We start from the raw sequence: 26,836 nt of genomic DNA, 5'->3' as shown, positions 1-26,836 counted from the left end.
CGCGGGGCTGTCTTCGCTCTTGGTCAAATATCCCGGGGTGAATTCGCGAAAGCGAAGAGGGGCAGAGCCCCTGATGCGCCTCAGTCGCGGGTGCCTGCGAACCGCTCCTGCCATTCCTCGCGCTCTTCATCAGTGATCTTGCGGAAGAGCACCTCGGGCGTGCTGAAGGCATGACCTGCGGGTAGCGCCTCGAGCGCCGTTTTCACATCGCCCGGCCAGCCGCGATCCTCGTCGCCCATCGCCTCGAGCATGATCTTCGCCGCATCGGGAATGAAGGGCGCCGAGAGCACCGCATAGATCGGGATCAGGTTCAGCGCGAGCCGTGCAATGGCCGCCGCCTGATCGGGGTCGGTCTTGAACACAGACCACGGTGCCGACGCCTGCAGGTATTCGTTGCCCGCGACCCAGATTCCGCGCAGCTCCATCGCCGCCTTGCGGATATCCTTCTCTTCCATATGCGTCTCGTAGGCGCGAATGCGGGTGGTCAAATCCTCGATCAGCGCCGCTTCCTGCTCGCCCCAGCTGCCACCTTCGGGGATCGCCTCGCCGAATTTCGAGCGGGTGAACTTGGTGATCCGGCTGACGAAGTTGCCCAGCACATCGGCGAGGTCCTTGTTCGCCGAGACCTGGAAGTTCTCCCAGGTGAATTCGGCATCCGCGCTTTCGGGCGCATGGGACAAAAGCCACCAGCGCCAGTAATCGGCGGGCAGAAGCTCCAGCGCCTGATCCATGAAGACGCCGCGGCCGCGCGAGGTCGAGAACTGGCCGCCATCGTAGTTCAGGTAGTTGAACGACTTGATGTAATCCACGAGCTTCCACGGCTCGCCCGAGCCGAGGATCGTCGCAGGGAACGAGAGCGTGTGGAAGGGCACGTTATCCTTGCCCATGAACTGGGTGTAGGTGACGTCGTCGGCGCCCTTGTCGGTGCGCCACCAGCGCTCCCAATCGCCGCCCGTCTTCTCGGTCCACTCCTCGGTCGCGGCGATATACTCGATCGGCGCGTCGAACCAGACATAGAAGACCTTGCCTTCCATGCCCGACCACGGCGCGCCCTCGAATTGCGCAGGCACGCCCCAGCTGAGATCGCGGGTGATGCCGCGGTCCTGCAGCCCGTCGCCGTCATGGAGCCATTTCTTCGCGATCGAGGTGGTCAGCACCGGCCAGTCGGACTTGCTGTCGATCCACGCATCCAGTCGATCCTTCATCGCCGACTGGCGCAGGAACAGGTGCTTGGTCTCGCGCATCTCCAGATCGGTCGAGCCCGAGATCGTGGAATGCGGGTTGATCAGGTCGACCGGGTCGAGCTGCTTGGTGCAGTTGTCGCATTGATCGCCGCGCGCGCTCTCGAAGCCGCAATTGGGGCAGGTGCCCTCGATATAGCGGTCGGGCAGGAAGCGCCCGTCGGCCTTGGAATACATCTGCGTTTCCGAGACTTCGCGGATCAGGCCGGCCTCGGCCAGCTTCACCGCGAAATGCTGCGTCAGGCGATGGTTCTGCGGGCTGGACGAGCGCCCGAAGTGATCGAAGCTGAGGCGGAAGCCTTCCGCGATCTTCGCCTGCACCTCATGCATCTCCGCGCAATACTCGGCGACCGGCTTGCCTGCTTTCGCGGCGGCCAGTTCGGCGGGGGTGCCGTGCTCGTCGGTGGCGCAGATGAACATCACCTCGTTGCCCCGCGCGCGCTGGTAGCGGGCGAAGAGATCAGCCGGCAGCTGCGAGCCCACGAGATTGCCGAGGTGCTTGATGCCGTTGATATAGGGAATGGCCGAGGTAATGAGATGGCGCGCCATGTAGGACCCTCTTGCTGTGGAGCGTTTGAGCGCGGGTTTACTAGGGAATCATGGGAAGGGCTAGGGGGGAGCGCCGAGACGCACCGCTTGCGGCTTTGCGATCAGTCGAGCGTGTAGACCTTGCCGATCGCACCGTCGGTTTCGCGCCATGTCTCGAAGCCCGCTTGGCCGTAATAGGCAAGCGCAGCGGCGTTCTCTGCGCCGATATAGGCTTCGATCTTCACAAGGCCTTCGCCGCGTGCCGCGCTGAGGCTCCAGGCCCACAATCTGCGCCCGACACCGCGCCGCGCGGCCGAGGGGCGTACATGAGTGCCGATAATGCCCCAGCCTTCCGGTGTGCCGTAAGGATTGCCCGCGCGCGCATGTTTGAGCGACTGGAGCCCGAGGGCATGGCCTTCGTCATCCTCGCAGATCGCGCAGCGGATGAGGTCGGGATGCGCCAGATAATGCGAGCGCACGAATTCCGCGTCGCTGGCTTTGCTGCGCTGGCCCGAAATCACCAGTTCATCGAGCACGTCGGCCAAGGCGGCGGCGTCTGCGGGCGTAGCGTTTCGGGTTCTCACGGGCGGCTCCTATCAATTGTCTGAAATCGCGCGTGACTGTGGAAGCGGGGCCTTTCGGGGGCAAATCACGAAACGAGGCGCATTGCGCCGCGCCTCCAAGGCTTGCTTTTGCGCGGGTGGCGTCGATAGTCGGGGCGAGGCGGAGCGAGCGTAGGGGGCAGCGGTGCTGATACATGCCGGAGACGATCGGAGCGTTTCGATCGACCTCGCGCTGGCGGTCTGGCTGGCGCTGGTCGCGGGCGCGGTGAATGCGGCCGGGTTCCGGGCGCTGGGGTATTTCTCGGCCAACATGACCGGGAATGTCTCGACCGCGACCGACCTGCTCGCGCTGGGGCGGTTCGGCACGGCGATCTGGTTCCTGCTGCTGCTTCTAGCTTTCGTCTTCGGGGCCTTCGCCTCCGGGGTGCTGATCGACGTGGGGCAGCGCCGGCGGCTGCACGGGATCTACGCGCTGTCGATCCTGCTGGAGGCTGGGCTGCTGATCGTGCTGACGATCCTCGACATGGTCTGGGCTGCGGCGATGAGCGAGCATCTGATGATGATCGGGCTCAGCTTCCTGATGGGGCTGCAGAACGCGGCGAGCACGAAAATCTCGGACGGGCGGGTGCGCACGAGCCATGTGTCCGGCATCGCGACCGATCTGGGGCTGGAGCTTGCGGCGCTTTTGCCGGGCGCGCGCGATGCGGAGGCCAGGCAGGTGCTTCGCTCGCGGCTTCTGCTGCATGTCGCGACGCTATGTTCGTTCTTCGCGGGGGGGATTGCAGGCGTGCTGGGATATGAGCGCATCGGCCCGATGGTCTTCGCGCTGGCGGCGGCGCTGCTGATCGTCATCGCCGTGCCGGAGCTGCGCAAAGTCTATCGCGGGGGACGGTGAGCCTTGCCGCTATGAGCGAAAGGCGCGCGCATGAAAAAGGGCGCCCGCGAGGCGCCCTTTTCCGTAACAGTCATGCAGCTTAGGCTTAGAAGCCGAGGCCAGCATATTTGTTCTTGAACTTCGACACGCGACCACCGGTGTCCATGAGGCGCGACGAACCACCGTTCCACGCCGGGTGCGAGGTCGGGTCGATGTCGAGGGTGAGGGTGTCGCCCTCGGAGCCCCAGGTCGAGCGGGTCTGATACTCGGTCCCGTCGGTCATCTTGACGGTGATCGTGTGGTAGTCCGGATGGGTTTCGGCTTTCATCGTCCCGCTCCTTATTTCGCAGCTTTGGGCTTGTAGTGGGTGTCTTCGGCGATACGAGCCGACTTACCGCGACGTGCGCGCAGGTAGTACAGCTTGGCGCGACGCACGCGGCCACGGCGGACCACTTCGATCGAGTCGATGTTGGTCGAATACAGCGGGAACACACGCTCCACGCCTTCGCCGAAGGAGATCTTGCGCACGGTGAACGAAGCCGCCAGCGTGTCGCCGCCCTTGCGCGAGATGCAGACGCCTTCATAGGCCTGCACGCGCGAACGGGTGCCTTCGGTCACTTTGTAGCCGACGCGAATGGTGTCACCGGCTTTGAAATCCGGGATGGTCTTGTTGAGCTCGGCGATTTGTTCCGCCTCGAGCTGTGCGATCAGGTTCATCGCAACGTCCTTTCACATGCTCACGGTTTGTCCCGTGAAGGTTTCGCCGCCTCAGAGCTCCGCGTCTTCATCGGGTCCGGTCGCCTTTTCAGGGTCGCGCCCGCGGGAGGTTTCAGGTCGTCTTTCGCTTGTTGCGCCCTTCGCCGGTGCCGTGTCGCGGACCGAAGAAGGCTCCGCCGGGCAACAGCAAAAGGGTCCGAGGGCCGATTCCGGCTCCGGACCCGCGCGTATTACGGGGAAATGACCAATGTGGCAAGGGGGAAGTGGGGGTGCTTCGGCTTTGCGGGACAAAGTGAACTTTCGCCAGGGCTGTTGCAAAGGCCGCTTCCGACTATGCTACTTTCGCGTCTAACCGCGGTCCCATCGCCATCGCCACGACTCCTGGAGGAACGCCACAATATGATCGCTTACGTGACCGTTGGAGCAGACGACATCGCGAAGGCAGAACGCTTCTACTCGGCCTTTCTCCCAAGTCTTGGCTATCGGCTGGAAGAGTACCAAGGAGACTTGAGTTACATCTTGCCCGAAGAACCAGGTCAGTCCTCCGTTCAGCCTGATTTCTACGTCAAATCCCCCTTCAACGGGCAATCTGCATCGGCTGGGAACGGCGCAATGGTGGCGTTTCAGGCGCGATCGCAGAAACAGGTCCGGGACCTTTATGATGCCGCGTTAGCCGCGGGCGGCTCCGACGACGGGCGGCCTGGTTTTCGGGCTGCTTATGGCCCGCACTTCTACGTTGGCTATCTTCGTGATCCGCACGGCAACAAGATCGCGCTGTTTTCCAGCGATCCTGATGAACCGGGGCGCGATGGCTAACGCGGGCGCCAGCAATAGAGCCAGACGCAGCATCAGTTAATTCGGCCTCTTAGCTGCCGCCCCCTTTATGTTTCTCCCATAGATCCGGCCGCCGTTCCTGCGTGAGCTTTTCGCTCATCTCGCGACGCCACTCTTCGATCTTCTTGTGGTTGCCCGAGGTCAGCACTTCGGGGATCAAACGGTCTTCCCATTCGGCGGGGCGGGTGTATTGGGGATGCTCCAGCAGCCCGCTGGAATGGCTTTCCTCGACCGCGCTCTCGGCATTACCCAGAACGCCCGGCAGCAGCCGCACGGTGGCGTCGATCAGCACTTGGGCGGCCACCTCACCACCCGTCAGGACGAAATCGCCGATCGAGACTTCCTCGACGCCGAAATGTTCCAGCACGCGCTCGTCCACGCCCTCGAAGCGACCGCACAGAAGCGTCATGCCGTCAGCCTCGGCGAAGCGGCGCGCCATCTCCTGCGTCAGCGGCTTGCCGCGCGGCGAGAGATAGACAACCGGCCAGCGCGCACGGTCATCCGGCGTGCCGTGGGCGGCCTGCTTGAGCGCCTCGCCCACCACATCGGCGCGCAGTACCATCCCCGCGCCGCCGCCCGCTGGCGTGTCGTCGACATTGCGGTGCTTGCCGATGCCGAAGGGGCGCAGGTCGATCGTCTCCAGCGCCCAGAGGCCCAGATCGCGGGCGCGGCCCAGAAGGCTCAGGCCCAGCGTGCCGGGGAAGGCTTCGGGGAAGAGCGTGACGATCTTCGCGGTCCACGCGCCTTTCAGCCGCGGCGGCTCGTCCATCAGCGAGCTGGGCTTGCGCGTCGGCGAGATCGTCAGGCGGCCATGCGACTTGGTCGCGAGCTTAGGTTTGTCGTCACTCATCGGATTTCGCCTCTGCCTCTTCGCGCCATGCGGCTCGCAATATGGCGCGCTTTTTCTCTTTTGTGGCCTCGCGCGGCAACCCTTCAGCGTTGATTGCGGCGAGTTGGTCGGCGAGCGCCGCCCGGTCCACCCTCCGCGGGCGTGCATTGGCCGTGATCCCGAGGCCCAGCGACGCGCGCACCTCGGGGGGGACGCCCATCAGATCGAGCAGCGGCGTCAGCGGGCCGTGGGGATTGTCGCGGGCTTCGTCGAGCATCACCCATGTCACCGGGGCGGGGTCCACAGTGCTCACGATCTCGCGCAGAACGGGGGCGAGGTCGAAGCCCGACAGCTGGGTGCGGAAGGTGTCGAGCGAGTCCGTCAACATGCCGCTGCGCACATGCTGCCAATGCAGGCTCTCGATCCACGCGGTCTTTTCGCGCGTGGTCAGGAAGAGCTGCAACTCCAGCGCGTCTTCGTATTTCGCCTGGAAGACCTCGGCCAGTGCGCCCATCAGGGCGGGCGTCGCGGAGTAGTCCAGCACGCCATCGCGGCCCGGCATATGGCCTGCGAGCCCTTCGATGGAAATCACAGCCTGCGTGGTGTCTTCGGGGAGAGCGTCGGCCCAACTGGCCAGCGCGGCCTGATAGAGCCCCAGCTCGAACGGGTCGCGAGTCAGTGAAAAGGCGCGGGCGGCGGCGGCGGCATCGGGAATGTCTTTGCGGAGCGCAATCGCCCAGTCGGGCAAATGGGCGCTGACTTCGCGCAGTCCGGTCTGGATCGTGGAGGTTCCGGTCTTGTGAAAGCCCGGATGGACGATCACACGCATCCGATTACAGATCCTCGGGCGGGTCGGCGACGATACGCTGCGCGGCGAGGTCCACGGTCGGCACGATGGCCTTGGTGAAGGGCAGCAGCAGCGCCTGTTTGCGCCCGGGCGCGAAGATTTCGAGAATGTCGCCCGCGCCGTGATTGTGGACCGCGCGCACGGTGCCGATCTTGGTGCCGCCGGTATCGACCACCGTCAGCCCGATCAGGTCGGCATGATAGAATTCGTCGTCAGGAAGCGAGGGCAGCTTGTCGCGGTCGGCCCAGAGGGTCACACCACGCAGAGCATCGGCCTCTTCCTTCGATGCCACGCCCGACAGCCTCACGCCAAGCCCGTTCTTCAGGCCTCGCGTCAGCGTCACGTCGAACTGGCGCGCGCCGTCTTCGGTATAAAGCGGGGCATAGCCCACGATATCCTCGGGTTCGGCGCAGAAACTCTTGAGGCGCACTTCGCCCTGCACGCCGAAAGCTCCGGCGATGGCACCCACGCAGACGCGTTCGGGTTGGGTCATGATGCGATCCTCTGTGCTAGATCGGATGGGGCAGGGGCCGGGCACATATCGCGCCCGGCCCGCCAGCCATCCATAGCTGCCGATTATTCTTCGGCGGGTGCTTCTTCAGCGGCGTTCGCCTCGGCGGCCTTGGCGGCACGCTGCTCGGCGCGCTCCTGGGCTTTCTTGCCCGGAACGGCTTTCTTCATGTTGGCGCGGGTCGGCTTGCTGCGCTCGCCAGCGGCTTCGAGGAAGCGCGCGATGCGGTCGGTCGGCTGCGCGCCTTGGTCGAGCCAGTACTTCACGCGCTCGATGTTCATCTTAACGCGGTCTTCGCTGTCTTTCGGGAGCAGCGGGTTGTAGGTGCCCAGCTTCTCAAGAAAGCGGCCGTCACGCGGCATGCGCGAGTCGGTAGCGACGATCGAATAGAACGGACGCTTCTTGGAACCCCCACGAGCGAGGCGGATTTTCATAGCCATGTCAGTTGTCTCCTTTGGATGGCTGGTGATGGGCCGGATGGCCCGTCATTTCTGGAATTTCTCGTGATGCCGGATCACTTCCGAAATCACGAAATTGAGGAACTTCTTCGCGAATTCCGGGTCGAGCCCGGACTCGCTCGCCAGCTTTTCGAGCCGGGCGATCTGCTTGGCCTCCCGATCGGGATCGGAGGGCGGAAGGTCGTGCTCTGCCTTCAGCTTGCCAACGGCCTGCGTCTGGGCAAAGCGTTCGGCCAGCGTGTAGATCATCACCGCATCGAGCCGGTCGATGCTGTCGCGATGCTCTTTCAGCAACTCAGCGGCACGGGTGGTTGCATCGCTCATGCGGCGGCCTCCTTCGGTGCGGGGTGACGCCAGACGACGATCGGCGGCTCCCCGGGATAGGCGGCCTGCGGGTCGGGGCGCGCGCCCAGACGCTCGGCCAACGCGGTCGAACGGGTGTTGTTCGGGTCGATGTAGCTGACCGCGGTGGACCAGTTCAGGTCGCGGAACGCATGGTCGATCACCGCGCGCGCAGCCTCGGCCACGTAGCCCTTGCCCTCGGCGTCCTGCGACCAGACCGACCAAGCGATCTCGGCCTCGGGCCAGCTCTCGGGCATCCAGGGGCCAAGCGCGCCGAAACCCCGATCCGAGCCGCGTTCGGTCATCACGAACATGCCCCAGCCGCGCAGGACCCAATGGCCGGTGATCGCAGCAAAACTGCGCCATGCGGCCTCCGGGGTCGGCTCTTTTACCGGGCGGAACCAGTGGCTGCGCTCGGACATGTAGAAATCGCGCCATGCTTCCCAGTCCGCAGCCTTCGGGGCGCGGAGCACGAGACGCTCGGTCTCGAGAACAGGGGTGGGGGAGAGCGCGACGGTCATCGGGTCACTTCTTCTTGCCGAAGCCCGACAGGCCCGGCGGCAGCGCGCCGCCCAGACCGGGCATGCCGCCCTTGGGCATCTTGCCGCCCATCGCCTTCGCCGCAGCTTCGACCTCGGCGGGATCCATGTTGGCCAGATCCGGCGCACCGCCGCCCTTGCCGCCCATCATCTTCATCGCCTGTTTCATCATGCCGCCCTTGCCCATCTTGGCCATCTTCTTCATCGAGTCGGACATCTGGCGGTGCATCTTCAGCAGCTTGTTGAGGTCGGAGACCTCGAGGCCTGCGCCCGCCGCGATGCGCTTCTTGCGGCTCGCCTGAAGGATCTGCGGGTTGGCGCGCTCTTTCTTGGTCATCGAGTTGATGAGCGCGATCTGGTGGGTGATCGTCTTGTCGTTCAGGCCCGCATCTTCGGCCTGCTTAGCGTATTTCGACATGCCCGGCATCATCCCCATGACGCCCTGCATCCCGCCCATCTTGATCATCTGCTCAAGCTGGTTCTTCATGTCGTTCATGTTGAACAGGCCCTTCTGGAAGCGCTTGGCCATGCGCTCCGCCTGTTCCTGTTCCAGCGTTTCCTGCGCGCGCTCCACGAGGGCGACGATATCGCCCATGCCGAGGATGCGGCCCGCGATACGCTCGGCCTCGAAGGTCTCGAGCGCGTCCATCTTCTCGCCCAGACCGACGAAGCGGATCGGCTTGCCGGTAACCGCGCGCATCGAGAGCGCCGCACCGCCGCGACCGTCGCCGTCCATCCGGGTCAGCACGACGCCCGAGACGCCGACCTTCTCGTCGAACTCGGTCGCGACGTTCACCGCGTCCTGACCGGTCAGGCCATCGACGACGAGGAGAGTCTCACGCGGGTTCGCGACGTCGCGCACCGCCTGAACCTCGTCCATCAGCACTTCGTCGATATGCAGACGGCCCGCAGTGTCGAGCATGTAGACGTCATAGCCGCCGAGCGTCGCTTGCTGCTTGGCGCGCTTGGCGATCTGCACGGCGCTCTCGCCCTTCACGATCGGCAGCGTGTCGACACCGATCTGGGTGCCGAGGATCTGCAGCTGCTCCATTGCGGCGGGGCGGTTGGTGTCGAGCGAAGCCATCAGCACGCGCTTGCCTTCGCGGTCCTTGAGACGCTTGGCGAGCTTGGCGGTGGTGGTGGTCTTACCCGAGCCCTGCAGACCGACCATCAGGATCGGCGCGGGCGGGTTGTCGATCTTCAGCGCATCGGCGGCCTCTTCGCCCGCGAGCATCTTGATCAGCTCGTCATGGACGATCTTGACGACCTGCTGGCCCGGCGTGACCGATTTGGTGACCGCGGCGCCGGTGGCCTTGCCCTCGACCGACTTAATGAACTGGCGGGCGACCGGCAGCGAAACGTCGGCTTCGAGTAGCGCGACGCGCACTTCGCGCATGGCCGTTTTCACGTCATCGGCGGAAAGCGCACCTTGTTTGGTCAGCCGGTCGAAGACGCCGCCTAGGCGCTCTGATAGACTTTCGAACATGGGCCACCCTCCTGTGATTGGGGCCGGGACAAACGACAAGCGCACCAGTGGGCGCAACGCGCTGACTGGTGGCGATCCCGACCTCATGCCGGGACCGGAGGGATTCGTCCTCCGGGGAAATCTCGCGTGAACTATGACAAAGGCCCCGCGGAGTCAACCACGGGGCCAGTCGGGGGAGGTAGGGACGTCTTTGCAGGCTTGAGCGGATCAGGCCGCGAGATGGATGATCTGCTCTTCGGCCTTGGCGACCGCCGCAGCCTCGTCGAGGTTCACGCCCTCGGCGGCCACCACGGTCACGTCGGTGATGCCGATGAAGCCGAGGATCTGCTTGATGTAGGGCGTCGCGAAATCGAAGGCGGAGCCCTGCGGCACGCCGCCCGAGGAGTAGGCGATGACAACGCGCTTCGGACCGGCGAGGCCCTCGGGGCCAGCCTCGGTGTAGCGGAAGGTCTCGCCCACGCGGCAGACCATGTCGATCCAGTGCTTGAGGGGGCCGGTGACGCCGAAGTTGTAGACGCCGCAACCGATGACGAGCGTGTCGGCGGCCTTGAGTTCAGCGATCAGCTCGTCGGACAGGGCGAGCAGCTCTTTCTGTTCGTCGCTACGCTGGTCGGCAGGGGTGTAGGCCGCGCCGAGCCACGCACCGTCGATGGTGGGGATGGCGGTCGCGTCGCGGGTGGTGACGTCGCCGCCGAGCCGCTCGACGATCTTGTCGGTGAGGCGTTTGGAGATCGACGCGTCGCCTTTGATGGAGCTGTCGATACGAAGGGTCTTAGTCATGGGGAGGACTCCGTAAAACGTGTTCGATGTGGGGTCGTGAATTTCGGTCTGCGCCTTACTTGTCTCTTGCAATCCAGAACGCAACGGGCATGATCGAGCAGATTATGTTCACGGATGCACAGCATGAGCTTTGACAGTTGGGATGAAATCCGCACCGCTTTCCACGTGGCGCGCATCGGCACCGTCTCGGGGGCGGCAGAGGTTTTGGGCGTTCACCACGCCACGGTGATCCGCCATGTCGACGCACTGGAAGACAAGCTGGGCACCAAGCTGTTCCAGCGCCATCCGCGTGGCTACACGCCGACCGAAGCGGGGCAGCAATTGCTCTCCGTGGGGCAGGCGACCGAGGACCAGTTCAGCCAGCTCGCCGCCCGGATCGCAGGCGCGGGCGACGAAGTCACGGGCGAATTGATCGTGACGTCGCTGACCGCGGTTTCGGTGCTTGTTCTGCCCGCGATGGAAAAGCTCTTGGGCGAATATTCCGGGCTGCGTCTGCGCTATCTCACCGATCAGCGCGTGTTCCGGCTGGAATATGGCGAGGCGCATGTCGCGATCCGCGCCGGCAACCGCCCGACTGAGCCCGATAACGTCGTGCAGTCGCTGGGCCGGATGCAGAACGCGCTTTATGCGAGCCACGCCTATGTCGAGCGTTTCGGGATTCCGCGCTCCAAGGAAGAGCTCGCCAAGCATCGCTTCGTCTCGAACGACAACCGCGACAGCCGCGCGCCGTTCTATCGCTGGCTGCGCGACAACGTCCCCGACGAGCAGGTCGTGTTCCGCGCGAACGAGCACGAGAGCCAGGTCGATGCGATCAAGGCGGGGCTTGGTTTGGGCTTCCTGACCGTGCCGATGGGCCGTGCCGATCCGACGCTCGAAGAGGTGGTGAAGCCCTATGATACCTGGGACACCAACCTGTGGCTGGTGACCCACGTCGATTTGCACCGGACGCCGAAGGTTCAGGCCGCCGTGAAGGCGATCAAGGAACAGGCGGCCCGTTCGGACGGTCTGATCCTGAGCTGACTCCAGAGCTGAGCTATTCGGCTGCGTGCAGCCGGACCGGGGCCGGTGCCGGTTCGGCCTCTTCGCGGGCCTTCCGGCGTCGCGCCACGGCCTTCGCGCCGAAATTGTCGCGCCCGTAGGCGAAGGCGAATTGCAGCGCGAGCCCGCCGAAGATCAGCAGCGTATCCTGCCAGAACCCGCCCGGATGTACCTGCTTCACCGTCTGGCCCGCGATTGCCAGCACGGTGCCGAGTGCGAAGATCGGCAGCGAGTGACGTCCCAGCATCCGGATCGGCTCCAACACGCGCGCCTCGGCGATGCGCGGGATGATCCCCGGCAGCGACAGGATGTAGGCGAGCGCCAGCAGGTGCGACAGGCGCGGCAGCGACACGAAGGTCTTGTCGAAGCCTGCGATGAAGAAGGGCACGTTCCACTGGCGCAACTGCCAGACCGCGTGGCCGAAATTCTTCAGCATCCAGCCGTTGTGGATCCAGACGAAGGTCAACGCCAGCCAGCCCGCCGCGAGGGCGATGATCCAGCCTTTCACCGGCACCAGACGCTTTCCTTGGCGCAGCGACAGCCCGGTCAGGATGCCGAGGCTGAACACCAGTTGCCACGCCAGCGGGTTGAAGAACCAGCCGCCCTCCATCGGGTAGTTCGGCAGGTTCAGCCGGAAAAGCCCCGTCGCCACCCAAAGCCCGACCGAGGTCGCCAGCAATGCCAATTTGCTGCGCTGACCGATCCGGATCAGCGCGGGTGCCATCAACAGGAGCGCCATATACATCGGCAGGATGTTCACATAGCCCAGCTGGTGGCCCAGCGTCGCGATCCCGATCAGGAAGCCGAACGGGTCGGTGCCATAGATTTTCATCGCATTCTTGGACAGCATCGCATCGTTGCCCCAGAACTGAACGGCGGCGGAGACGATAGCGATCGCCCAGACGGCGGTCAGGATATGCACGAGATAGAGAAGCCATGCTCGGCCCCAGAGCCGCGAGGTGCCTTCCCAGCTCAGCCCCTTCGCGAGCGCCGGACCGTAAGCCAGCGCGGCGGCGAGACCGGACATGAAGACGAAGCCCTCCGCCGCATCCGAGAAGCCCAGATTGCGGGAGGTGAAATGCTCGTAGAGATTGCCCGGGATGTGATCGATATAGATCATCACCAGCGCGAGACCGCGGAACAGGTCGATCCGCAGGTCGCGCCCGGGTTTCATCAGCGCGATATTACGCATGTGCGGGGCTCCGGTGAGGGGCGTCCGCGAAACCGGCGCGGTCGCCCTCGGGGGCCGGGAAAGCGTTTTCCCAGCGGGTGAAGATCGCATCGTGCAGACGCAGGATGCGGGGCGTGTCGATTTCGCTCGGCACCAGCATCAGCTGCGAGCGCGAGGGCTGCGACGACCATGAGATCAGCCACGGGGCGGCGATCATCGGCAGACCCACCGGCAGCAGCCAGAAAAGCAGGCCCGGCGCGAGCCACCACGTGACGGCAAGGCCCGCAGCCCCGATGGCGACGATACACCACGCCGCGTTGAACCCATCGGCCACGCTCAACCGCCCGTCGCCGCGGTTGTTGGTGGGCCAGCCGCCATCCGCGCCGAACAGCACTTGAAAGACCGAGCGCGTCGCGAAGGCCAGTAGCACCGGAGCCGTGAGCGAGGAGAACAGCAGCTCGCCCAGCGTCGAGGCGAAGGCGAGGTTGCCGCCGCCGAAACCGCGCGCCGTGCCGTTCATCGCCGCACGCGCCGCGATCAGCAGTTTCGGCACCAGCAGAAGCCCGAAGATGCCGATGGCGAGGCCGATCGCTTTCGAGGCCTCCGACGGCGGGAAATAGGGGAAGGGCCAATAGGGCTCGGGGAAGTAATCCGGCGGCGGCACGAACAGGGGCGCTGCGACCGAGGCCACCAGAAAGCCCAGCCAGAACAGGGGCGCGATATAGGCCATGATGCCCTGCGCAAAGACGAACCGCGACCAGCCGCGCAGCCCGGGCGCGCCGATGATGCGCGCGTGCTGCAGATTGCCCTGACACCAGCGGCGGTCGCGCTTGGCGTGATCGACGATATTCTCGGGGCCTTCCTCGAAGGAGCCTTCCAGATCGTCATCGAGCCGCACGAGCCAGCCGTTGCGTGCCAGAAGTGCCGCCTCGACATAGTCGTGGCTCATCACATGCCCACCGAAAGGTGGTTGCCCCTCCAGCGCGGGCAGGCCGCAGCTTTCGGCGAACGCGCGCGTGCGCACGATGGCGTTGTGGCCCCAGAACGGGCCGGTCCTGCCCTGCAGCATCGCGAGACCGCGGGCGAAGACGGGCGAGAAGAAGCTGGCCGAGAATTGCATCGCGCGCGCGAAACGCGAGCGCCCCCGCACGACTTTCGGCAGGGTCTGCAGCAGGCCAAGGCGCGGCTCGGCCTCGATCCGGCGGATCATCTGCAAGATCGTCTCGCCTTCCATCAGGCTGTCCGCATCGAGGATCAGCGCGAAATCATAGGCCGCGCCGGAGCGGGTGATGAAATCCTCGATATTACCGGCCTTCTTGCCGACGTTGTTGGTGCGGCGGCGATAGAAGAACCGGCCAAGCGCGTCACGCTCTTCCACGAGATGGGCGAAGACCTGCAGCTCGCGATGAGCGATGTCGTCCTTGCGGGTGTCCGAGAGGATCGCGAAATGCACCTCCGCGTCGTCGCCGGTCGCGGCGAGCGAGGCATCCATCGCGGCCACGCGCGAGAAGGTCGAGACCGGGTCTTCGTTATAGACCGGCACCAACACGACCGTACGGCCCTGGATGCGCGCATGCGGGTCCACCCGCGGCGGCGGCTCGGCGCGCGAGGTCAGCCCGATCAACGCCTGCACCGCGCCCCAGGCGAGCCAGAGCGTCGAGATCAGGATGAGAAGTGCGCGCACCACGTCGAGCGTCTGCAAGCCGTCGGCCTGGCCGAACTGAATGAACAGAACGAAGGCGCCGATACCCGCAAGCGCAGCGAGCCCGAGCGCCAGAGCGCGCAGGCCGATCAGCAATGCGCCGCGAGGACGCGCGAGCGCGGACATGTCAGGTGCCTTCCCCGACCGGGCGGCGGGTCAGCATCCGGGCGAGCCGGGTGCTCAGCCGAAGATCGGGTTCGATCTGTTGGGCAGGCATGGCCATCGGGGCCACCGGCAGCGCGGCGGGCCCGGCAACGAGGTCTTCGGGCGACAGCCGGCGCTGGGCGCGCGGCTGGTCGGTCAGCGCCGGCACTTCCGGCAGCGTCAAATGTGAAATCATGTTTTGGTCCACTGGTAGAGCCAGGTCTCGGAGAGGTTCCGTCCAAAACCGGCAAGAGTGGCAGAGAGTTCCACGGGCGCGTCGCCATCGGCGGAAATATCCAGCACGAGACGCCAGACATTGTCCTGTTCGACCTTCGAAAGGGTCTGCGTTTCGATCTTGCCCTTATTCGCGTGGGTGACCGGTTTGATTTCGTCGACGGCCGAGGCCGGCAGGCGCGAAATCTCTCCGCCCTTGAAATCAATGACGAATTTCCGGGTGCCCTTGGTGTTCTCGACGCCCGAGACACCGCCGGTCCCGGCCCATGTCTGGTCCACATAGGCGCGCTGATCGCTCGGATCGGGGGGCAGATCGCCCCATTCCAGCCGATAGGCGAATTCCAGCGCATCGCCTGCCTTTGCCGGAGCTTCGGGCACCCAGAAGGCGACGATATTGTCGTTCACCTCGAGTTTCGAGGGGATTTCGACCAGCCGAACCATGCCCTTGCCCCAGTCGCCCTGCGGCGTCACGCGGACCGAGGGGCGGCGCTCGTAGCGGGCCGAGGCGTCCTGATAGTGATCGAATTCGCGCTCGCGCTGATAGAGGCCGAAGCTCTGCGGCGCGCTTTCGGCGAAATAGGAGGAGGCGAGCTTGTCGGGGTTCTGCAACGGGCGCCACAGCTTGTCGCCATCGGCCTGCTCGATCGCCAGCCCGTCGCTGTCATGCACGCGCGGGCGGTAGTCGTCGAAATTGTGCCGGTTGCGCGGTCCGTAGAGGAACATCGAGGTCAGCGGCGCGACACCGAGCTGCTGGATGTCCTCGCGGATGAAGAGCCGCGCGGTCACGTCCACCGAGGTCGCCTCGCCCGGGGTGATAACGAATTTGTAGGCCCCCGTCAGCGAGGCCGAATGCATCTCTGCGAAGACGGTGATCGAGGTCGCGCCCGAGGCAGGTGTCTCGACCCAGAACTGGGTGAAACGCGGGAATTCCTCGGCGACGGAGACGCCGGTGTTCACGGCAAGCCCGCGGGCCGACAGGCCATAGGCCGAACCCCGGCCGAGCGCGCGGAAGTAGGACGCGCCCTGGAACGCGATCAGCTCGTCCATGACATCGGGGCGGTTGAGCGGCGTGTTCAGCCGGAAGCCCGCGATGCCCGGCAGATCGGCATGTTCGGGCACGATCTTGCGGGCTTTGCTCTGGTAGATGAAATCGTCGGTCGAGAAATTCATCGGGCTCGCTTGCCCGTTGTCGACGCTGGAGAGGTGCACCGGCTCTTTAAACAGCCAGCCCAGATGGAAGGCCTGCAACTCGAAGCGCGTGTCCTCGATATTCTCGAAGCGCGACTTGTCCGGGTCGAAGCGGATCATCCGGTAGCTGTCGTAATCCAGCTTGCTCAGAAAATCGGCCGAGCTGGTCTCGGGCGGCACGGCGTCGCCCTTCGCGGCCTTCTGCATCCGTGCCGCGAGATCGTCGAAAGAAAACGGCGATTGCTGCGGTGCGGCGGGGGTCGGGGCGGGAGCGGTGGAGGGTTCGGCCGGGGCGGCGCTATCTTGCGCGCGCGCAAGACCGGGCCAGCCTCCCGCGGCGGCGAACGCGCCAAAAGCGGAACCGGCGGCGAGGAGCTGACGGCGGGAGAATTGGGGCACTTGCACAGTGCGGGAATTAGGCATCTGTTTCCCTGCGATTACAGTCGCTTCGCACGGAGAAAAATCGCCGTGCTGCAATTTGCATAGCCACATGCCCGGAAAAACTGCAAGAGGGGAAGCGAGGCGCATCGGGCGGATAGGGTCGAGCCATGCGATTCTCGCATAACATCGCCCATCCATGCATCGAAAAGCGCGATTTCCCGCCGATTCAGCGACATTTTCGCCGCAGAATGCCGCATGTGCGAAATGGCGGGAGAGGAGCCGATCGGTGCCGCTTTGAGGCGGCCTCCGCACAATGCCTTGCGATTCTACTCAGGAAACGCCGTCGCGAAGCTTGACAGACATGCCCCCTGTGCGCAGGTAAAGTAATGCTTGCGCGGGGGGAGAGTGCGGTCGCATCCATCGCCCCAAGGCCCGCCAAAGAACGGACCGGAGAGAAGATGTCGCCTGCCTTGATCGCCGCTTTGCCCTTCCTGGGCGCAGCCATGCCGTCGATCCTTATCCGCACCGGACGCACCAATGCCGCCGCGGTTTCGGCCCTGTTTACGGGGCTGGCGCTGCTTGGGTTGTTGCTGAACCTGCCGACCGTTATGGCAGGCGGTGTCGTCGAGACCAAGATCGACTGGCTGCCCTGGCTGGGCCTGAACGTGAATTTCTGGATCGACGGTCTGGGGATGCTGTTCGCGACGCTGATCCTCGGGATCGGGCTGCTGATCATCCTCTATGCGCGGTTCTACCTGTCGAACAAGGACCCGGTCGGTCAGTTCTACACCTATCTGCTGCTGTTCCAGGGCGCGATGGTGGGGATCGTCCTGTCGGACAACATCCTGCTATTGCTGATCTTCTGGGAGCTGACCTCGCTTAGCTCCTTCCTGCTCATCGGCTATTGGAAGCACCTGCCTGCGGGCCGTCAGGGCGCGCGCATGGCGCTGACCGTGACCGGTCTGGGCGGCCTGTCGATGATCGCGGGGATGCTGATCCTCGGCAATATCGCGGGCAGCTACGACATCTCGGAGATCCTGCAGCACAAGGACGCCATTCAGGCGAGCCCCTATTACATCCCGGCTCTGCTGCTGATCCTCGGCGGCGCGTTTACGAAATCCGCCCAGTTCCCGTTCCATTTCTGGCTGCCGCACGCGATGGCGGCGCCGACGCCGGTCTCGGCCTATCTGCACTCCGCCACGATGGTGAAGGCGGGGCTGTTCCTGATGGCGCGGATGTGGCCGGTTCTCTCGGGCACGCCGGAATGGTTCTATATCGTGGCGAGCGTTGGCCTGATCACCATGCTGATCGCGGCGAAGATCGCGATCTTCAAACACGACATGAAGGCATTGCTGGCCTTCTCGACCGTATCGCATCTGGGGCTCATCACCTTCATGCTGGGTCTCGGCACCGAGGCCGGGGCGCTGGCCGCCGTGTTCCACATCATCAACCACGCGACCTTCAAGGCGGCGCTGTTCATGTCGGCGGGTATCGTCGATCACGAGGCGGGCACGCGTGACCTCACCCGCGTCTCGGGGCTGCGCAAGCTGATGCCGATCACCTTCGTGATCGCGACTATCGCGGCGCTGTCGATGGCCGGTATCCCCTTCTTCAACGGGTTCCTGTCGAAAGAGATGATGCTGGAAGCCGCGGCCCATACGAAGTGGCTCGACAATAGCTGGCTGATCCCGGTGCTGGCCACCATCGCAGCGCTGTTCTCGGCCACCTATGCCTTCCGCTTCATCAGCCACGGCTTCTTCGGCCCGCCGCCGGAGGACCTGCCGAAGACCCCGCATGATCCGCCCTTCGGCATGTGGATCAGCCCGGCTTTCCTTGCCTTCCTCGTGATCGCGATCGGTCTGTTCCCGATGGCGGTGGCGGGCGGCTATGTCCAGATGGCGACCAATGCGGTCGTCGGTGGCGGCTATCACATGCACGAGCTGAAGATCTGGCACGGCGTCACGCCCGCGCTGATCATGTCGGCCATTGCCGTCACCGGCGGTATCGCTCTGCTCGCCGCGCATCGCCCGTTCCAGCGCATCTGGGACGCCACTCCGCGCCCCGAGGCCAAGGTGATGTTCGACTGGGTGGTCGCGAAGGTCCAGAGCCTTGCCGCGTGGATCACCCAGGGGCTGCATACCGGCGCGATGGCGCGTTACCTGATGCTGTTCACGATTACCGCGGTCGGGGTGGGGCTCTATGCCTTCATGAGCGGCACGCTGGGGCCGCAGACCCGCGCGCTGACGCCGGTGAACGGCGCGGCCGTGACCTCTTGGCTGCTGCTGCTGACGGCCACGATGTGTATCGTCGCCTTCCATCACAACCGCATCCTCGCGCTGGTGCTGATCGGGATCGTCGGCCTGACCGTGTCGATCTCCTTCATCTTCCTCTCGGCGCCCGACCTCGCCCTGACGCAGATCTCGGTCGAGATCGTGACGACGGTGCTGATGCTCCTGGCGTTGAACTTCCTGCCCAAGATCACCTCGATCGAATCCAGCCGGATGAAGATCGGCTTCGACGTCGGGCTTTCGGTCGCGGCGGGCGTTGCGGTCTCGGGGCTGATCTACGCGCTGCTGACCCGCGATTTCGCCTTCCCGACGATGTCCGGCTACATGCTCGATAACAGCTACAACCTCGCGGGCGGGGATAACGTGGTGAACGTGATCCTCGTGGACTTCCGTGGCTACGATACGTTTGGTGAGATCACCGTGCTGGGCATCGCCGCGCTGGTGATCTTCGCGCTGACCGAGGCGCTCCTGCAGGGCGCGTCCTCGCGCAAGCTGATCGCGTGGCGCCCCGACGTGCCGCGTGGCGGCGACAAGCACCCGCTGATGCTGTTGATCGTGACGCGGGTGATGATGCCGATCGCGCTGGTCGTGGGGCTCTATATCTTCCTGCGCGGCCACAACGAGCCCGGTGGCGGCTTCATCGCCGGTCTCGTCGTCGCGATCGCGCTGGTGACGCAATACATGGCCTCGGGCTTCGCGTGGACGCAGGCGCGCCAGAAGGTCTATTACCACGTGCTGATCGCATCCGGCGTGCTGGTCGCGGGGATCACCGGGGCCGGGGCGTTCTTCAACGACATGCCCTTCCTCACCTCCGATTTCGGCTATGTGAAACTGCCCGGCCTCGACAAGTTCGAGCTGGCGACCGCTGCGGGCTTCGACCTTGGCGTGTTCCTCGGCGTCGTCGGCTCGGTGATGCTGGCGCTTGGCGGGCTGAGCCGCCTCGCGCGCCGCGCCGCGATGGGCGAGGAAGGCGGCGAGGAGGGCGCGCATATCGCGGCCGAGAAGCCGGAGGCCCGCGTGCTCGCACCGCTCTCGGCCGGGCCCTATCCGCCCGAAGCCAAAGTGCCGCGCCGCTGGTGGAAGACCGCCCGCGCCGCGCGCGAAGCCACCCAGAACGAGCGTGACACTGTGCACGAGAACAAGAAGACCAACGGGGGCGATCACTGATGGAAGTGCTCGTTGCATCGGCCATCGGCGTGCTGACCGCCGCCGGCATCTACATGATCCTGCGTCTGCGCACCTTCCCCGTGGTGGTGGGCATGTCGCTGCTGTCCTACGCGGTGAACGTGTTCCTGTTCGCCACCGGTCGTCTGGTGATCAACCAGCCGCCGATCCTGCGCGACGGCGTGACCTCCTATACAGACCCGATCCCGCAAGCGCTGGTCCTGACCGCGATCGTGATCTCCTTCGGGATGACGGCGGTCGTGGTGATGCTCGCGCTTGGCGCCTTCATCGAGGCGGGCAATGACCGCATCGACCTCGAGGAAGAGGAGGACGGCCAATGATGGAGCATTGGATCATTGCGCCCGTCCTGATCCCGGCGATGCTTGCGCCGCTGATCGTGCTGTGGATGCGCTACGATCTGGTCACGCAGCGCGTGGCCTCGATTCTCGGCATGTCGGCGCTTCTGGTGCTGGCGATCGTGCTGATGACCTCGGCCTCGATGGGCCCGCCCGAGGTCTATCGCCTCGGCAACTGGGAGCCGCCCTACGGCATCGTGCTGGTCCTCGACCGGCTGTCGGCGCTGATGCTGCTGCTGACCTCGATCCTCGGCCTCGTGATCGTGCTCTATGCGATCGGCTCGGGCTGGGACAAACGCGGCTGGCATTTCCACTCGCTGATGCAGTTCCAGATGATGGGGATCAACGGCGCCTTCCTGACGGGCGACGCGTTCAACCTGTTCGTCTTCTTCGAGGTTCTGCTGATCGCCTCCTACGGTCTGATGATCCATGGCGGCGGGCGCGCGCGGCTGAAATCGGGCGTGCAATATGTGGTCTATAACCTCGCAGGCTCCACGCTGTTCCTGTTCGCGCTGGGGACCATCTACGCGACGGCAGGCACGCTCAACATGGCGGATCTGGCGGTTAAGGTCGCGCAGATGCCATCCGAGCAGACGGCGCTGATCAAGGTCGGTGCGGCGCTTCTGATGTTGGTCTTCGCGGTCAAGGCCGCGCTGGTGCCGCTGCAGTTCTGGCTGCCTGCGACCTACACCAATGCGCCCGGCCCGGTGGCGGCGCTGTTTGCGATCATGACCAAGGTCGGCGCCTATGCGATCGTCCGCGTCTATACGCTGATCTTCCCGATCACCGGCACGATGGGCACGCTTGCCCATGACATCCTGCTGCCCTCCGCCTTCCTGACGATCGCGATCGGGATGATCGGCATTCTCGGCGCCCGCGACATGGGCCGCACGGTCGCCTATGCGGTGATCGGCTCGGTCGGGACGATGATGCTGGCATTTGCGCAGTTCACTCAGGGCGCGACCACGGCGGGTCTTTACTACATGATCCACTCGACGCTGATCGCCGGGGCGATGTTCCTGATCGCCGATCTCGTGCGCGAGCGGCGCGGGCGCTGGGGGCTCGGTTTCACCGATGCGCCGCTGATGAAGAACCACGGGCTGATGGCGGGCCTGTTCTTCATGGGCGCGATCGCGATGGCCGGGATGCCGCCGCTCTCGGGTTTCCTCGGCAAGCTGATGATCCTCGATGCGACGCGCGGCCAATGGGCGCTTTGGGCGACGGTTCTGGTGACCTCGCTGATCGCCATCGTGGGCTATGCCCGTGCGGGTAGCCAAGTGTTCTGGCGCTCCTACGCGGTCGAGGCAGAGGAAGACGAGCTGCCGCCCGCGCCGAAGGATGCGAGTTCGCCGGGCCTCGCCTTTACCGCGACCGGTATCCTGCTGGCCGGGTCGGTGGCGCTGACCGCGCTGGCCGGACCTGCGAGCACCTGGCTGCAGGGCACCTCCGCGCAGCTGTTCACGCCGTCGCAATATATCGACGCGGTTCTCGCAGGCGCGGAAGAGCGCGCGCAGGAGGCGGCACGGATCGGGGCCCATGAGCACGGGCATATGGAAGTGAGCGAGGAGATGCAGGCCGAGGACGGCCATGGTGGCGACGCCAATGCCGCCGACCCGCATGCCGACACTCAGCCCGCCGATCAGACCGACACCCACACCGGAACCGAGACGGGGCAGGACGCCCCCGCCGCGGCGCATTGAGGGGAGCAAAGAGATGATCCGCAAGATCCTTCCCCACCCCTACCTGACCGTCACGCTGGTGATGGTCTGGCTGATGCTGGCCAACAGCTACACGCTCAATTCGCTGGTCTTCGCGATCCTCGTCGGGCTCGTGATCCCGTGGATCACCGCACCCTACTGGCCCGCGCGCCCGCGTTTCGCGAAGCCGCTGAAGATCATCGAGTACATCTTCATCGTGATCTGGGATATCATCGTCGCGAATATCACCGTGGCGAAGATCGTGCTCTTCATGCCCAATTCCAAGCTGCACCCCGCCTGGGTCACGGTGCCGCTCGACATCGTCACGCCCGAGGCGGTGACGGTGCTGGCGGGCACGATCACGATGACGCCCGGGACGCTGACGGCGGAGCTGGCCGCCGACGGTCACTCGCTGCTGGTCCACGCGCTGCATGCGCCCGATGCCGACGAGGTGCGCGACGAGATCAAGTCCCGCTACGAGGCCCGCCTGAAGGAGATTTTCGAATGATCACCTATGCCCTGATCTTCGCCATCGCCTGCTATTCGCTGGCGCTGCTGTTCAACCTCTACCGGGTCGTCAAGGCGCCGGGCGTGACCGACCGGGTTCTCGCGCTCGACACGATGGCGATCAACGCGATCGCGATGATCGTGCTGTTCGGCATCTGGGAGGGCACGGCGCTCTTCTTCGAAGCATCGATCCTTTACGCAATGACGGGCTTCGTGGCGACGGTTTCCTTCGCCAAGTTCATCCTGCGCGGCGACATTATCGAGTGAGGGCGTGATGGAACTGTTCTGGGACATCCTGATTTCCGCGCTGCTCGTGATCGGCGGCATTTTTGGCCTCGTCGGCAGCTTCGGGCTGGTCAAACTGCCCGACCCGATGACCCGCCTGCATGCGCCGACCAAGGCCGCGACGCTGGGCGTGGGCGCGATCCTGATCGCCTCGATGGTCTGGTTCGCGGTGAAGCAGGGCCACGTGACCCTGCACGAGCTGATGGTCACCATCTTCATCTTCCTGACGGCCCCGATCACCGCGCATTTCATCTCGAAGGCCAATATCTTCCGCGACTGGCCGGCCGAGAAGCTGCCGAAGCCCGCAGGCGAGGGCGACTGGGCGGTGCACACAGCCGATGCCGATACCTCGAAGGGCGAACTGGCGGTCGAGCGGGAAAAGAACATCCCGCACGAGAACGACTGACGACAAGAACGACGGACTGGCCCTGACGTTGCGAAACGCTTTGACGCGCGCGTAACCCGTGGCAGGCTGATCCCCGGAGGAGATTTCGGGAGACTTTCGCGATGCGGATGCGGCTGATGCTGTCCCATCTGTCGATCTGGGTGATGATCGCCGTCGTCGCCGCAGCGGCCTATTGGATCGCGCAGGGGCCTTGGTGGCTCTGGGCGGTCGCGCTGCTGGGGATCCCGGCGCAGATGCTCAACGAATACGGGCTCCACCGCTACATCTTCCACATGGCGCCACCGAAGCGGCAATGGGCCTTCAACTGGCTCTACCGGGTGCATTACGGCCACCACGAATTCCCCACCTGCTGGCCGCTTCTGTTTGCGCCGCTCTCGGTGATCGTGCCGGTGCTCGTGGGCAATACCGCGCTTCTCTGGGCGGTGCTGTCGCTGATCGGCGCACCCCATGCGCTCGATATCGCCGTGGCCGTCGTGCCGCTTGGCGGAGCCGCCACCTTCCTTGCCTATGAATGGTTCCACACCACCGCCCATGTCACCGTGAAGAAGACCGCGATCGAGCGCCATGTCTCGACGCTGCACAACCAGCACCATTTCCGCGACTTCTCGAAATGGTTCCACGTCACCGCGGGCGGCGAGGTAATCGACCGGCTGATGGGCACCGCGATTTCGCGCGATCAGCTCAAGACCCAGAGCCGCGTCGAGTTCATCCGCACGCTGGGCCTGCGCCCCGACGACCCGCGTCTGATCGCGGCACGGGAGAAATTCGCGCCGCGCTTCGGGATCACCGAGGCAGAGGTCTCGCGGGCGGGTCATGTCGGAGGGGGCGCTGCCCCCGCGCGCTGACGCCCGCCCCCCGGGATATTTCCGCCAAGAGGAAGTTAAACCTTCCGTAACCAGAATCGCCTGACCCTAATTTCGCGGAACAGGCGGGGACGCCGATGGCCGCCCAAGGGGAAGCGCCCGGCCAGCCGCCCGCAACCGGGTTCGAGCCGGGCGTTTTTCTTCCTCTTGGCGGAAATATCCCGGGGGAGGCCGCAGGCCGGGGGCGGAGCCCCTTACAGGTTGTCCGTCACGCGGAAGCCTTCGGGGATCGTGTCGCGCCCCTCCAGCACCAGATCGACCATCACCTCGGCCACTTTCGGGGCCATGCCGAAGCCGATCTTGAACCCGCCATTGGCGATGAAATGCCCCGGACGGTCGGGCCAGTCGCCCAGCATCGGCGCGCGCGACTTGGCGCGCGGGCGCACCCCGGCCCAACGGTCGATAACCGGGGCTTCGGCGAGGGGCGGGCATAGCACGCGGGCCTTCTCGATCAGCGCGTCGAGTTGGGTGTCGGTAGTGTCGGGGGCATCGAATTCGCGCTCGGAGGTCGACCCGATCGCGACCGTGCCGTCTGAATGAGGAATGATGTGAAGGCTTTCCGCGAAAAGCTGCGGCACGTCGCCAGCCGCGTATCGAAAGAGCGCCGATTGGCCCTTCACGCCGGTGCCGACGGTTTTGCCGACCACCGCGTTCAACTCGGCCAAACCTTCGGCGCCGGTCGCGTGGATGACCGGACCAACCTCCTCGGCCTCGCCGATCACGATCTCTGCGCCCATCGCGTCGAGCGCCGCGACCAGCGCAGCCCCGGCGGCGCGGGGATTGGCGCGGGCTGTGAGCGTGTCATGGATCACGAGCCCGGTGGGCGAGGGGGGCGCAAAGGCGCCGAATTCCGCAGCCTCGGCCACGCGCCACGTGGCGAAGCCCTGCCACAGCTCGGCCGCCCCTGCCGCTCGCTCCTTGGCGCGTGCGATCTGCGCCTCGTCTGCCAACGGCTGCAGCCGCCCGAGGCGCGCATAGCCCGGGTCGCCGCCGCCAATGCGCTGCACGTCGGCCCAGAAATCCTCCGCCATGCGCAGGCTCTCGAATTGGAACTGTTTCTTGGGGTTCCAGTTCTCCGGCACATGCGGGGCGAGCGCGCCGACATGGCCGCCCGAACTGCCCGCGCCGATGCGGCTGCGCTCGATCAGCCGGACCTTCGCGCCGCGCTTTGCTGCCTGATACGCGATCGCGAGGCCGAAGATGCCGCCGCCGCGCACGGTTATGTCGTGTCTGCCGCTTGTCATTTCGCGCCTCCTGCTTCAAGGCTGGGCCGGAGACTGTGGACTATCCCCGATGAACGCCCCTGACCAGAGCAAAGCCGATCTCGATTGGCGCGATGACCTTGTGCCGGTCTCGCGACGATTCGACGATCCCTATTTCAGCCTTGCGGGCGGTCTGGACGAGACGCGGCATGTGTTTCTGGCGGGCAATGATGTGCCCGCGCGGCTGCGTCCGGGCTTCCACGTGGCCGAGCTGGGCTTCGGTACGGGGCTGAACCTGCTGGCGCTGCGGCTGGCCTGTCCGGAGGACTGCCCGATCGGCTTCACCTCCTTCGAGGCCTACCCGATGGAGGCCGACGAGATCGCACGGGCGCTGGACGCATTTCCGGAGGTCGCGCCCGTGGCCGGTCCTTATCTGGAAGCCTGGGCTGCGGGGCAGCGCCAGTTTCAACTCGGTCCGATCGCGGTGGAGATCATCGAGGGGGATGCGCGCGCGGCGCTTCCCGCTTGGGCGGGAAAAGCCGATGCGTGGTTCCTCGACGGGTTCTCGCCCGCGAAAAACCCCGAGCTTTGGGGCGACGATCTGATGGCCGAGGTCGGCGCGCATACGGTGCCGGGCGGCTCCTTCGCGACCTATACGGCGGCAGGCTTCGTGCGCCGCGCCCTTGAGGCCGCGGATTTCAACGTCAACCGCAGCCCGGGTTTCGGGCGCAAACGCCACATGTCGCGCGGGGTGAAACATGGTTGAACAATCGACTCGCCGCGGCATCGCGCTGATGGTCGCCGTGACCTTCATCTTCGCGCTTCAGGACGGCATCTCGCGCCATCTGGCCGAGACCTACAACGTCTATATGGCGCTGATGGTGCGCTTCTGGTTCTTCGCCGCCTTCGTGCTGGTGATCGCAGCGCGCAGCCCCGGTGGGATCAAGCGGGCAACGCGCTCGGGCCTGCCTTGGGCGCAGGTGATCCGCTCGCTCATCTTGATCACCGAGGTGGTCGTGATGGTGCAGGCCTTCGTCTATCTCGGGCTCGTTCATTCTCATGCTGTCTTCGCCTGCTACCCGCTGCTGGTCGCGGCGCTGTCCGGGCCGGTGTTGGGCGAGAAGGTCGGCTGGCGGCGCGTGGCGGCGATCGGGGTGGGCTTCATCGGGGTGCTCATCATTCTCAAGCCCGGCTTCGGCGTCTTCTCTCCCTACGCGCTGATCCCGCTGGCGGCGGCGACTTTGTTCGCGCTCTACTCGCTAATGACGCGCTATGTGGGCCGCGTCGATCCGGCCTCGGTGTCCTTCTTCTACACCGGCGTGATCGGGGCGCTGGTGATCACGGCAGTCGGCATCTGGCACTGGGAGAACATGATCGCGTCCGACTGGGCGTGGATGGTCGTGCTGTGCTTCACCGCCGCGACCGGGCATTTCCTGCTGATCAAGGCCTATGAGGTGGCCGAGGCCTCTGCGATCCAGCCCTTCGCCTATCTGCAGCTGGTCTTCGCCTCGACGCTGGGCGTCGTCGTCTTCGGCGAGTCGCTGGAGTGGAACGTGGTGATCGGCGCGGGGGTCGTGGTCAGCGCGGGGCTCTTCACCCTGTGGCGTGCGCGGGTGGTGGCCGAAGGGGCGTAACCGCCCTTTCGCCTTGGTTCAAATATC

29 protein-coding genes are annotated in these 26,836 nt (G+C 65.1%); 12 read left to right on the top strand and 17 right to left on the bottom strand.

Annotated features, from left to right (window positions below; all coding sequences use genetic code 11):
* Positions 1 to 80 precede the first annotated feature (80 nt).
* Together metG and BMI86_RS06965 are read right to left on the bottom strand one after the other, a co-directional pair.
* Complete coding sequence (gene metG / locus BMI86_RS06970; protein ID WP_078540317.1) at positions 81 to 1,790, bottom strand: methionine--tRNA ligase; 1,710 nt, start codon at positions 1,788 to 1,790, stop codon at positions 81 to 83.
* A gap of 101 nt (positions 1,791 to 1,891) precedes the next feature.
* Positions 1,892 to 2,353: a GNAT family N-acetyltransferase gene (locus BMI86_RS06965; protein ID WP_078540316.1), complete on the bottom strand. Its 462-nt coding sequence runs from the start codon at positions 2,351 to 2,353 to the stop codon at positions 1,892 to 1,894.
* Positions 2,354 to 2,516: 163 nt separating this feature from the next.
* Between BMI86_RS06965 and BMI86_RS06960 the strand changes: the two genes are divergently transcribed.
* Positions 2,517 to 3,227, top strand: coding sequence for a YoaK family protein (locus tag BMI86_RS06960; protein ID WP_078540315.1), 711 nt, complete (start codon positions 2,517 to 2,519; stop codon positions 3,225 to 3,227).
* Between the two features lie 85 nt (positions 3,228 to 3,312).
* Here BMI86_RS06960 and rpmE read toward each other — a convergent pair whose 3' ends face one another.
* On the bottom strand, positions 3,313 to 3,534 hold the full coding sequence (rpmE, locus tag BMI86_RS06955; RefSeq protein WP_078522037.1) for a 50S ribosomal protein L31: 222 nt from the start codon (positions 3,532 to 3,534) through the stop codon (positions 3,313 to 3,315).
* Between the two features lie 11 nt (positions 3,535 to 3,545).
* Positions 3,546 to 3,923 carry a 50S ribosomal protein L19 gene (rplS, locus tag BMI86_RS06950; RefSeq protein ID WP_075775806.1) on the bottom strand — a complete coding sequence of 126 codons (378 nt, stop codon included), beginning with the start codon at positions 3,921 to 3,923 and terminating at the stop codon, positions 3,546 to 3,548.
* Between the two features lie 399 nt (positions 3,924 to 4,322).
* Between rplS and BMI86_RS06945 the strand changes: the two genes are divergently transcribed.
* Positions 4,323 to 4,739, top strand: a complete 417-nt coding sequence (locus BMI86_RS06945; RefSeq protein ID WP_078540314.1) for a VOC family protein — start codon at positions 4,323 to 4,325, stop codon at positions 4,737 to 4,739.
* 49 nt (positions 4,740 to 4,788) lie between these two features.
* Here the strand turns inward: BMI86_RS06945 and trmD are convergent, their stop codons facing one another.
* The 8 genes from trmD to BMI86_RS06905 all read right to left on the bottom strand — a co-directional run bounded on the left by trmD (position 4,789) and on the right by BMI86_RS06905 (position 10,549).
* Positions 4,789 to 5,607 carry a tRNA (guanosine(37)-N1)-methyltransferase TrmD gene (trmD, locus tag BMI86_RS06940; protein WP_078540313.1) on the bottom strand — a complete coding sequence of 273 codons (819 nt, stop codon included), beginning with the start codon at positions 5,605 to 5,607 and terminating at the stop codon, positions 4,789 to 4,791.
* Complete coding sequence (locus BMI86_RS06935) at positions 5,600 to 6,415, bottom strand: hypothetical protein (RefSeq protein WP_078540312.1); 816 nt, start codon at positions 6,413 to 6,415, stop codon at positions 5,600 to 5,602. The genes trmD and BMI86_RS06935 overlap by 8 nt, the downstream gene beginning before the upstream one ends.
* A gap of 4 nt (positions 6,416 to 6,419) precedes the next feature.
* The gene (rimM, locus tag BMI86_RS06930; protein WP_078540311.1) at positions 6,420 to 6,926 is read right to left on the bottom strand and encodes a ribosome maturation factor RimM; all 507 of its coding nucleotides are present in this window, start codon (positions 6,924 to 6,926) and stop codon (positions 6,420 to 6,422) included.
* Positions 6,927 to 7,009: 83 nt separating this feature from the next.
* Positions 7,010 to 7,384 (bottom strand): 30S ribosomal protein S16, encoded by a 375-nt coding sequence (gene rpsP / locus BMI86_RS06925; RefSeq protein ID WP_078540310.1) that lies wholly within the window; start codon positions 7,382 to 7,384, stop codon positions 7,010 to 7,012.
* A gap of 45 nt (positions 7,385 to 7,429) precedes the next feature.
* Complete coding sequence (locus BMI86_RS06920; protein WP_078540309.1) at positions 7,430 to 7,726, bottom strand: chorismate mutase; 297 nt, start codon at positions 7,724 to 7,726, stop codon at positions 7,430 to 7,432.
* On the bottom strand, positions 7,723 to 8,265 hold the full coding sequence (locus tag BMI86_RS06915) for a GNAT family N-acetyltransferase (protein WP_078540308.1): 543 nt from the start codon (positions 8,263 to 8,265) through the stop codon (positions 7,723 to 7,725). The genes BMI86_RS06920 and BMI86_RS06915 overlap by 4 nt, the downstream gene beginning before the upstream one ends.
* Positions 8,266 to 8,269: 4 nt before the next feature.
* Complete coding sequence (ffh, locus tag BMI86_RS06910) at positions 8,270 to 9,769, bottom strand: signal recognition particle protein (RefSeq protein WP_078540307.1); 1,500 nt, start codon at positions 9,767 to 9,769, stop codon at positions 8,270 to 8,272.
* A gap of 207 nt (positions 9,770 to 9,976) precedes the next feature.
* A complete protein-coding gene (locus BMI86_RS06905) occupies positions 9,977 to 10,549 on the bottom strand; it encodes an NAD(P)H-dependent oxidoreductase (protein WP_078540306.1) in 573 nt (190 codons plus the stop codon).
* A gap of 123 nt (positions 10,550 to 10,672) precedes the next feature.
* Between BMI86_RS06905 and BMI86_RS06900 the strand changes: the two genes are divergently transcribed.
* Positions 10,673 to 11,569 carry a LysR family transcriptional regulator gene (locus BMI86_RS06900; RefSeq protein ID WP_078540305.1) on the top strand — a complete coding sequence of 299 codons (897 nt, stop codon included), beginning with the start codon at positions 10,673 to 10,675 and terminating at the stop codon, positions 11,567 to 11,569.
* 13 nt (positions 11,570 to 11,582) lie between these two features.
* Here BMI86_RS06900 and BMI86_RS06895 read toward each other — a convergent pair whose 3' ends face one another.
* The 4 genes from BMI86_RS06895 to BMI86_RS06880 are packed head-to-tail and all read right to left on the bottom strand — an operon-like array spanning position 11,583 to position 16,425.
* On the bottom strand, positions 11,583 to 12,779 hold the full coding sequence (locus BMI86_RS06895) for an OpgC domain-containing protein (protein WP_168173799.1): 1,197 nt from the start codon (positions 12,777 to 12,779) through the stop codon (positions 11,583 to 11,585).
* Positions 12,772 to 14,586, bottom strand: a complete 1,815-nt coding sequence (gene mdoH / locus BMI86_RS06890) for a glucans biosynthesis glucosyltransferase MdoH (protein WP_078540303.1) — start codon at positions 14,584 to 14,586, stop codon at positions 12,772 to 12,774. Before mdoH ends, BMI86_RS06895 begins: the two co-directional genes overlap by 8 nt.
* A gap of 1 nt (position 14,587) precedes the next feature.
* Positions 14,588 to 14,800 carry a hypothetical protein gene (locus BMI86_RS06885; protein ID WP_078540302.1) on the bottom strand — a complete coding sequence of 71 codons (213 nt, stop codon included), beginning with the start codon at positions 14,798 to 14,800 and terminating at the stop codon, positions 14,588 to 14,590.
* Positions 14,797 to 16,425: a glucan biosynthesis protein gene (locus BMI86_RS06880; protein WP_348638951.1), complete on the bottom strand. Its 1,629-nt coding sequence runs from the start codon at positions 16,423 to 16,425 to the stop codon at positions 14,797 to 14,799. Before BMI86_RS06880 ends, BMI86_RS06885 begins: the two co-directional genes overlap by 4 nt.
* Positions 16,426 to 16,865: 440 nt before the next feature.
* Between BMI86_RS06880 and BMI86_RS06875 the strand changes: the two genes are divergently transcribed.
* The 7 genes from BMI86_RS06875 to BMI86_RS06845 all read left to right on the top strand — a co-directional run bounded on the left by BMI86_RS06875 (position 16,866) and on the right by BMI86_RS06845 (position 23,955).
* Positions 16,866 to 19,862 (top strand): monovalent cation/H+ antiporter subunit A, encoded by a 2,997-nt coding sequence (locus tag BMI86_RS06875; protein WP_078540300.1) that lies wholly within the window; start codon positions 16,866 to 16,868, stop codon positions 19,860 to 19,862.
* A complete protein-coding gene (locus BMI86_RS06870; RefSeq protein ID WP_078522021.1) occupies positions 19,862 to 20,200 on the top strand; it encodes a Na+/H+ antiporter subunit C in 339 nt (112 codons plus the stop codon). The genes BMI86_RS06875 and BMI86_RS06870 overlap by 1 nt, the downstream gene beginning before the upstream one ends.
* Positions 20,200 to 21,915, top strand: coding sequence for a monovalent cation/H+ antiporter subunit D (locus BMI86_RS06865; protein ID WP_078540467.1), 1,716 nt, complete (start codon positions 20,200 to 20,202; stop codon positions 21,913 to 21,915). Before BMI86_RS06870 ends, BMI86_RS06865 begins: the two co-directional genes overlap by 1 nt.
* Positions 21,916 to 21,928: 13 nt before the next feature.
* Positions 21,929 to 22,420 (top strand): Na+/H+ antiporter subunit E, encoded by a 492-nt coding sequence (locus BMI86_RS06860; protein WP_078522020.1) that lies wholly within the window; start codon positions 21,929 to 21,931, stop codon positions 22,418 to 22,420.
* The gene (locus BMI86_RS06855) at positions 22,417 to 22,686 is read left to right on the top strand and encodes a K+/H+ antiporter subunit F (RefSeq protein ID WP_078522019.1); all 270 of its coding nucleotides are present in this window, start codon (positions 22,417 to 22,419) and stop codon (positions 22,684 to 22,686) included. The genes BMI86_RS06860 and BMI86_RS06855 overlap by 4 nt, the downstream gene beginning before the upstream one ends.
* Positions 22,687 to 22,693: 7 nt before the next feature.
* On the top strand, positions 22,694 to 23,110 hold the full coding sequence (locus BMI86_RS06850; RefSeq protein ID WP_078540299.1) for a Na+/H+ antiporter subunit G: 417 nt from the start codon (positions 22,694 to 22,696) through the stop codon (positions 23,108 to 23,110).
* A 101-nt stretch (positions 23,111 to 23,211) separates the two neighbouring features.
* Complete coding sequence (locus BMI86_RS06845; protein ID WP_078540298.1) at positions 23,212 to 23,955, top strand: sterol desaturase family protein; 744 nt, start codon at positions 23,212 to 23,214, stop codon at positions 23,953 to 23,955.
* 212 nt (positions 23,956 to 24,167) lie between these two features.
* Here BMI86_RS06845 and BMI86_RS06840 read toward each other — a convergent pair whose 3' ends face one another.
* Positions 24,168 to 25,217, bottom strand: coding sequence for an FAD-binding oxidoreductase (locus BMI86_RS06840; RefSeq protein ID WP_078540297.1), 1,050 nt, complete (start codon positions 25,215 to 25,217; stop codon positions 24,168 to 24,170).
* A gap of 49 nt (positions 25,218 to 25,266) precedes the next feature.
* Here BMI86_RS06840 and mnmD point away from each other — a divergent pair, with 49 nt between their 5' ends.
* Complete coding sequence (gene mnmD / locus BMI86_RS06835) at positions 25,267 to 25,941, top strand: tRNA (5-methylaminomethyl-2-thiouridine)(34)-methyltransferase MnmD (RefSeq protein WP_078540296.1); 675 nt, start codon at positions 25,267 to 25,269, stop codon at positions 25,939 to 25,941.
* Positions 25,934 to 26,809, top strand: coding sequence for a DMT family transporter (locus BMI86_RS06830; protein WP_078540295.1), 876 nt, complete (start codon positions 25,934 to 25,936; stop codon positions 26,807 to 26,809). Before mnmD ends, BMI86_RS06830 begins: the two co-directional genes overlap by 8 nt.
* The last annotated feature ends 27 nt before the right edge of the window (positions 26,810 to 26,836 follow it).

This window comes from Thioclava sp. DLFJ5-1 (assembly GCF_002020115.1).
In the GTDB taxonomy this organism is placed as follows: domain Bacteria; phylum Pseudomonadota; class Alphaproteobacteria; order Rhodobacterales; family Rhodobacteraceae; genus Thioclava; species Thioclava sediminum.
This window is presented reverse-complemented; position numbering and strand designations above follow the sequence as displayed.

Excerpts from the sequence above, each read along its gene's own strand:
- metG (WP_078540317.1), bottom strand. The coding sequence starts at position 1,790 with ATGGCGCGCCATCTCATTACCTCGGCCATTCCCTATATCAACGGCATC.
- rpmE (WP_078522037.1), bottom strand. The coding sequence starts at position 3,534 with ATGAAAGCCGAAACCCATCCGGACTACCACACGATCACCGTCAAGATG.
- rplS (WP_075775806.1), bottom strand. The coding sequence starts at position 3,923 with ATGAACCTGATCGCACAGCTCGAGGCGGAACAAATCGCCGAGCTCAAC.
- BMI86_RS06945 (WP_078540314.1), top strand. The coding sequence starts at position 4,323 with ATGATCGCTTACGTGACCGTTGGAGCAGACGACATCGCGAAGGCAGAA.
- trmD (WP_078540313.1), bottom strand. The coding sequence starts at position 5,607 with ATGAGTGACGACAAACCTAAGCTCGCGACCAAGTCGCATGGCCGCCTG.
- BMI86_RS06935 (WP_078540312.1), bottom strand. The coding sequence starts at position 6,415 with ATGCGTGTGATCGTCCATCCGGGCTTTCACAAGACCGGAACCTCCACG.
- rimM (WP_078540311.1), bottom strand. The coding sequence starts at position 6,926 with ATGACCCAACCCGAACGCGTCTGCGTGGGTGCCATCGCCGGAGCTTTC.
- rpsP (WP_078540310.1), bottom strand. The coding sequence starts at position 7,384 with ATGGCTATGAAAATCCGCCTCGCTCGTGGGGGTTCCAAGAAGCGTCCG.
- BMI86_RS06920 (WP_078540309.1), bottom strand. The coding sequence starts at position 7,726 with ATGAGCGATGCAACCACCCGTGCCGCTGAGTTGCTGAAAGAGCATCGC.
- BMI86_RS06915 (WP_078540308.1), bottom strand. The coding sequence starts at position 8,265 with ATGACCGTCGCGCTCTCCCCCACCCCTGTTCTCGAGACCGAGCGTCTC.
- ffh (WP_078540307.1), bottom strand. The coding sequence starts at position 9,769 with ATGTTCGAAAGTCTATCAGAGCGCCTAGGCGGCGTCTTCGACCGGCTG.
- BMI86_RS06905 (WP_078540306.1), bottom strand. The coding sequence starts at position 10,549 with ATGACTAAGACCCTTCGTATCGACAGCTCCATCAAAGGCGACGCGTCG.
- BMI86_RS06900 (WP_078540305.1), top strand. The coding sequence starts at position 10,673 with ATGAGCTTTGACAGTTGGGATGAAATCCGCACCGCTTTCCACGTGGCG.
- BMI86_RS06895 (WP_168173799.1), bottom strand. The coding sequence starts at position 12,779 with ATGCGTAATATCGCGCTGATGAAACCCGGGCGCGACCTGCGGATCGAC.
- mdoH (WP_078540303.1), bottom strand. The coding sequence starts at position 14,586 with ATGTCCGCGCTCGCGCGTCCTCGCGGCGCATTGCTGATCGGCCTGCGC.
- BMI86_RS06885 (WP_078540302.1), bottom strand. The coding sequence starts at position 14,800 with ATGATTTCACATTTGACGCTGCCGGAAGTGCCGGCGCTGACCGACCAG.
- BMI86_RS06875 (WP_078540300.1), top strand. The coding sequence starts at position 16,866 with ATGTCGCCTGCCTTGATCGCCGCTTTGCCCTTCCTGGGCGCAGCCATG.
- BMI86_RS06870 (WP_078522021.1), top strand. The coding sequence starts at position 19,862 with ATGGAAGTGCTCGTTGCATCGGCCATCGGCGTGCTGACCGCCGCCGGC.
- BMI86_RS06865 (WP_078540467.1), top strand. The coding sequence starts at position 20,200 with ATGGAGCATTGGATCATTGCGCCCGTCCTGATCCCGGCGATGCTTGCG.
- BMI86_RS06860 (WP_078522020.1), top strand. The coding sequence starts at position 21,929 with ATGATCCGCAAGATCCTTCCCCACCCCTACCTGACCGTCACGCTGGTG.
- BMI86_RS06855 (WP_078522019.1), top strand. The coding sequence starts at position 22,417 with ATGATCACCTATGCCCTGATCTTCGCCATCGCCTGCTATTCGCTGGCG.
- BMI86_RS06850 (WP_078540299.1), top strand. The coding sequence starts at position 22,694 with ATGGAACTGTTCTGGGACATCCTGATTTCCGCGCTGCTCGTGATCGGC.
- BMI86_RS06845 (WP_078540298.1), top strand. The coding sequence starts at position 23,212 with ATGCGGATGCGGCTGATGCTGTCCCATCTGTCGATCTGGGTGATGATC.
- BMI86_RS06840 (WP_078540297.1), bottom strand. The coding sequence starts at position 25,217 with ATGACAAGCGGCAGACACGACATAACCGTGCGCGGCGGCGGCATCTTC.
- mnmD (WP_078540296.1), top strand. The coding sequence starts at position 25,267 with ATGAACGCCCCTGACCAGAGCAAAGCCGATCTCGATTGGCGCGATGAC.
- BMI86_RS06830 (WP_078540295.1), top strand. The coding sequence starts at position 25,934 with ATGGTTGAACAATCGACTCGCCGCGGCATCGCGCTGATGGTCGCCGTG.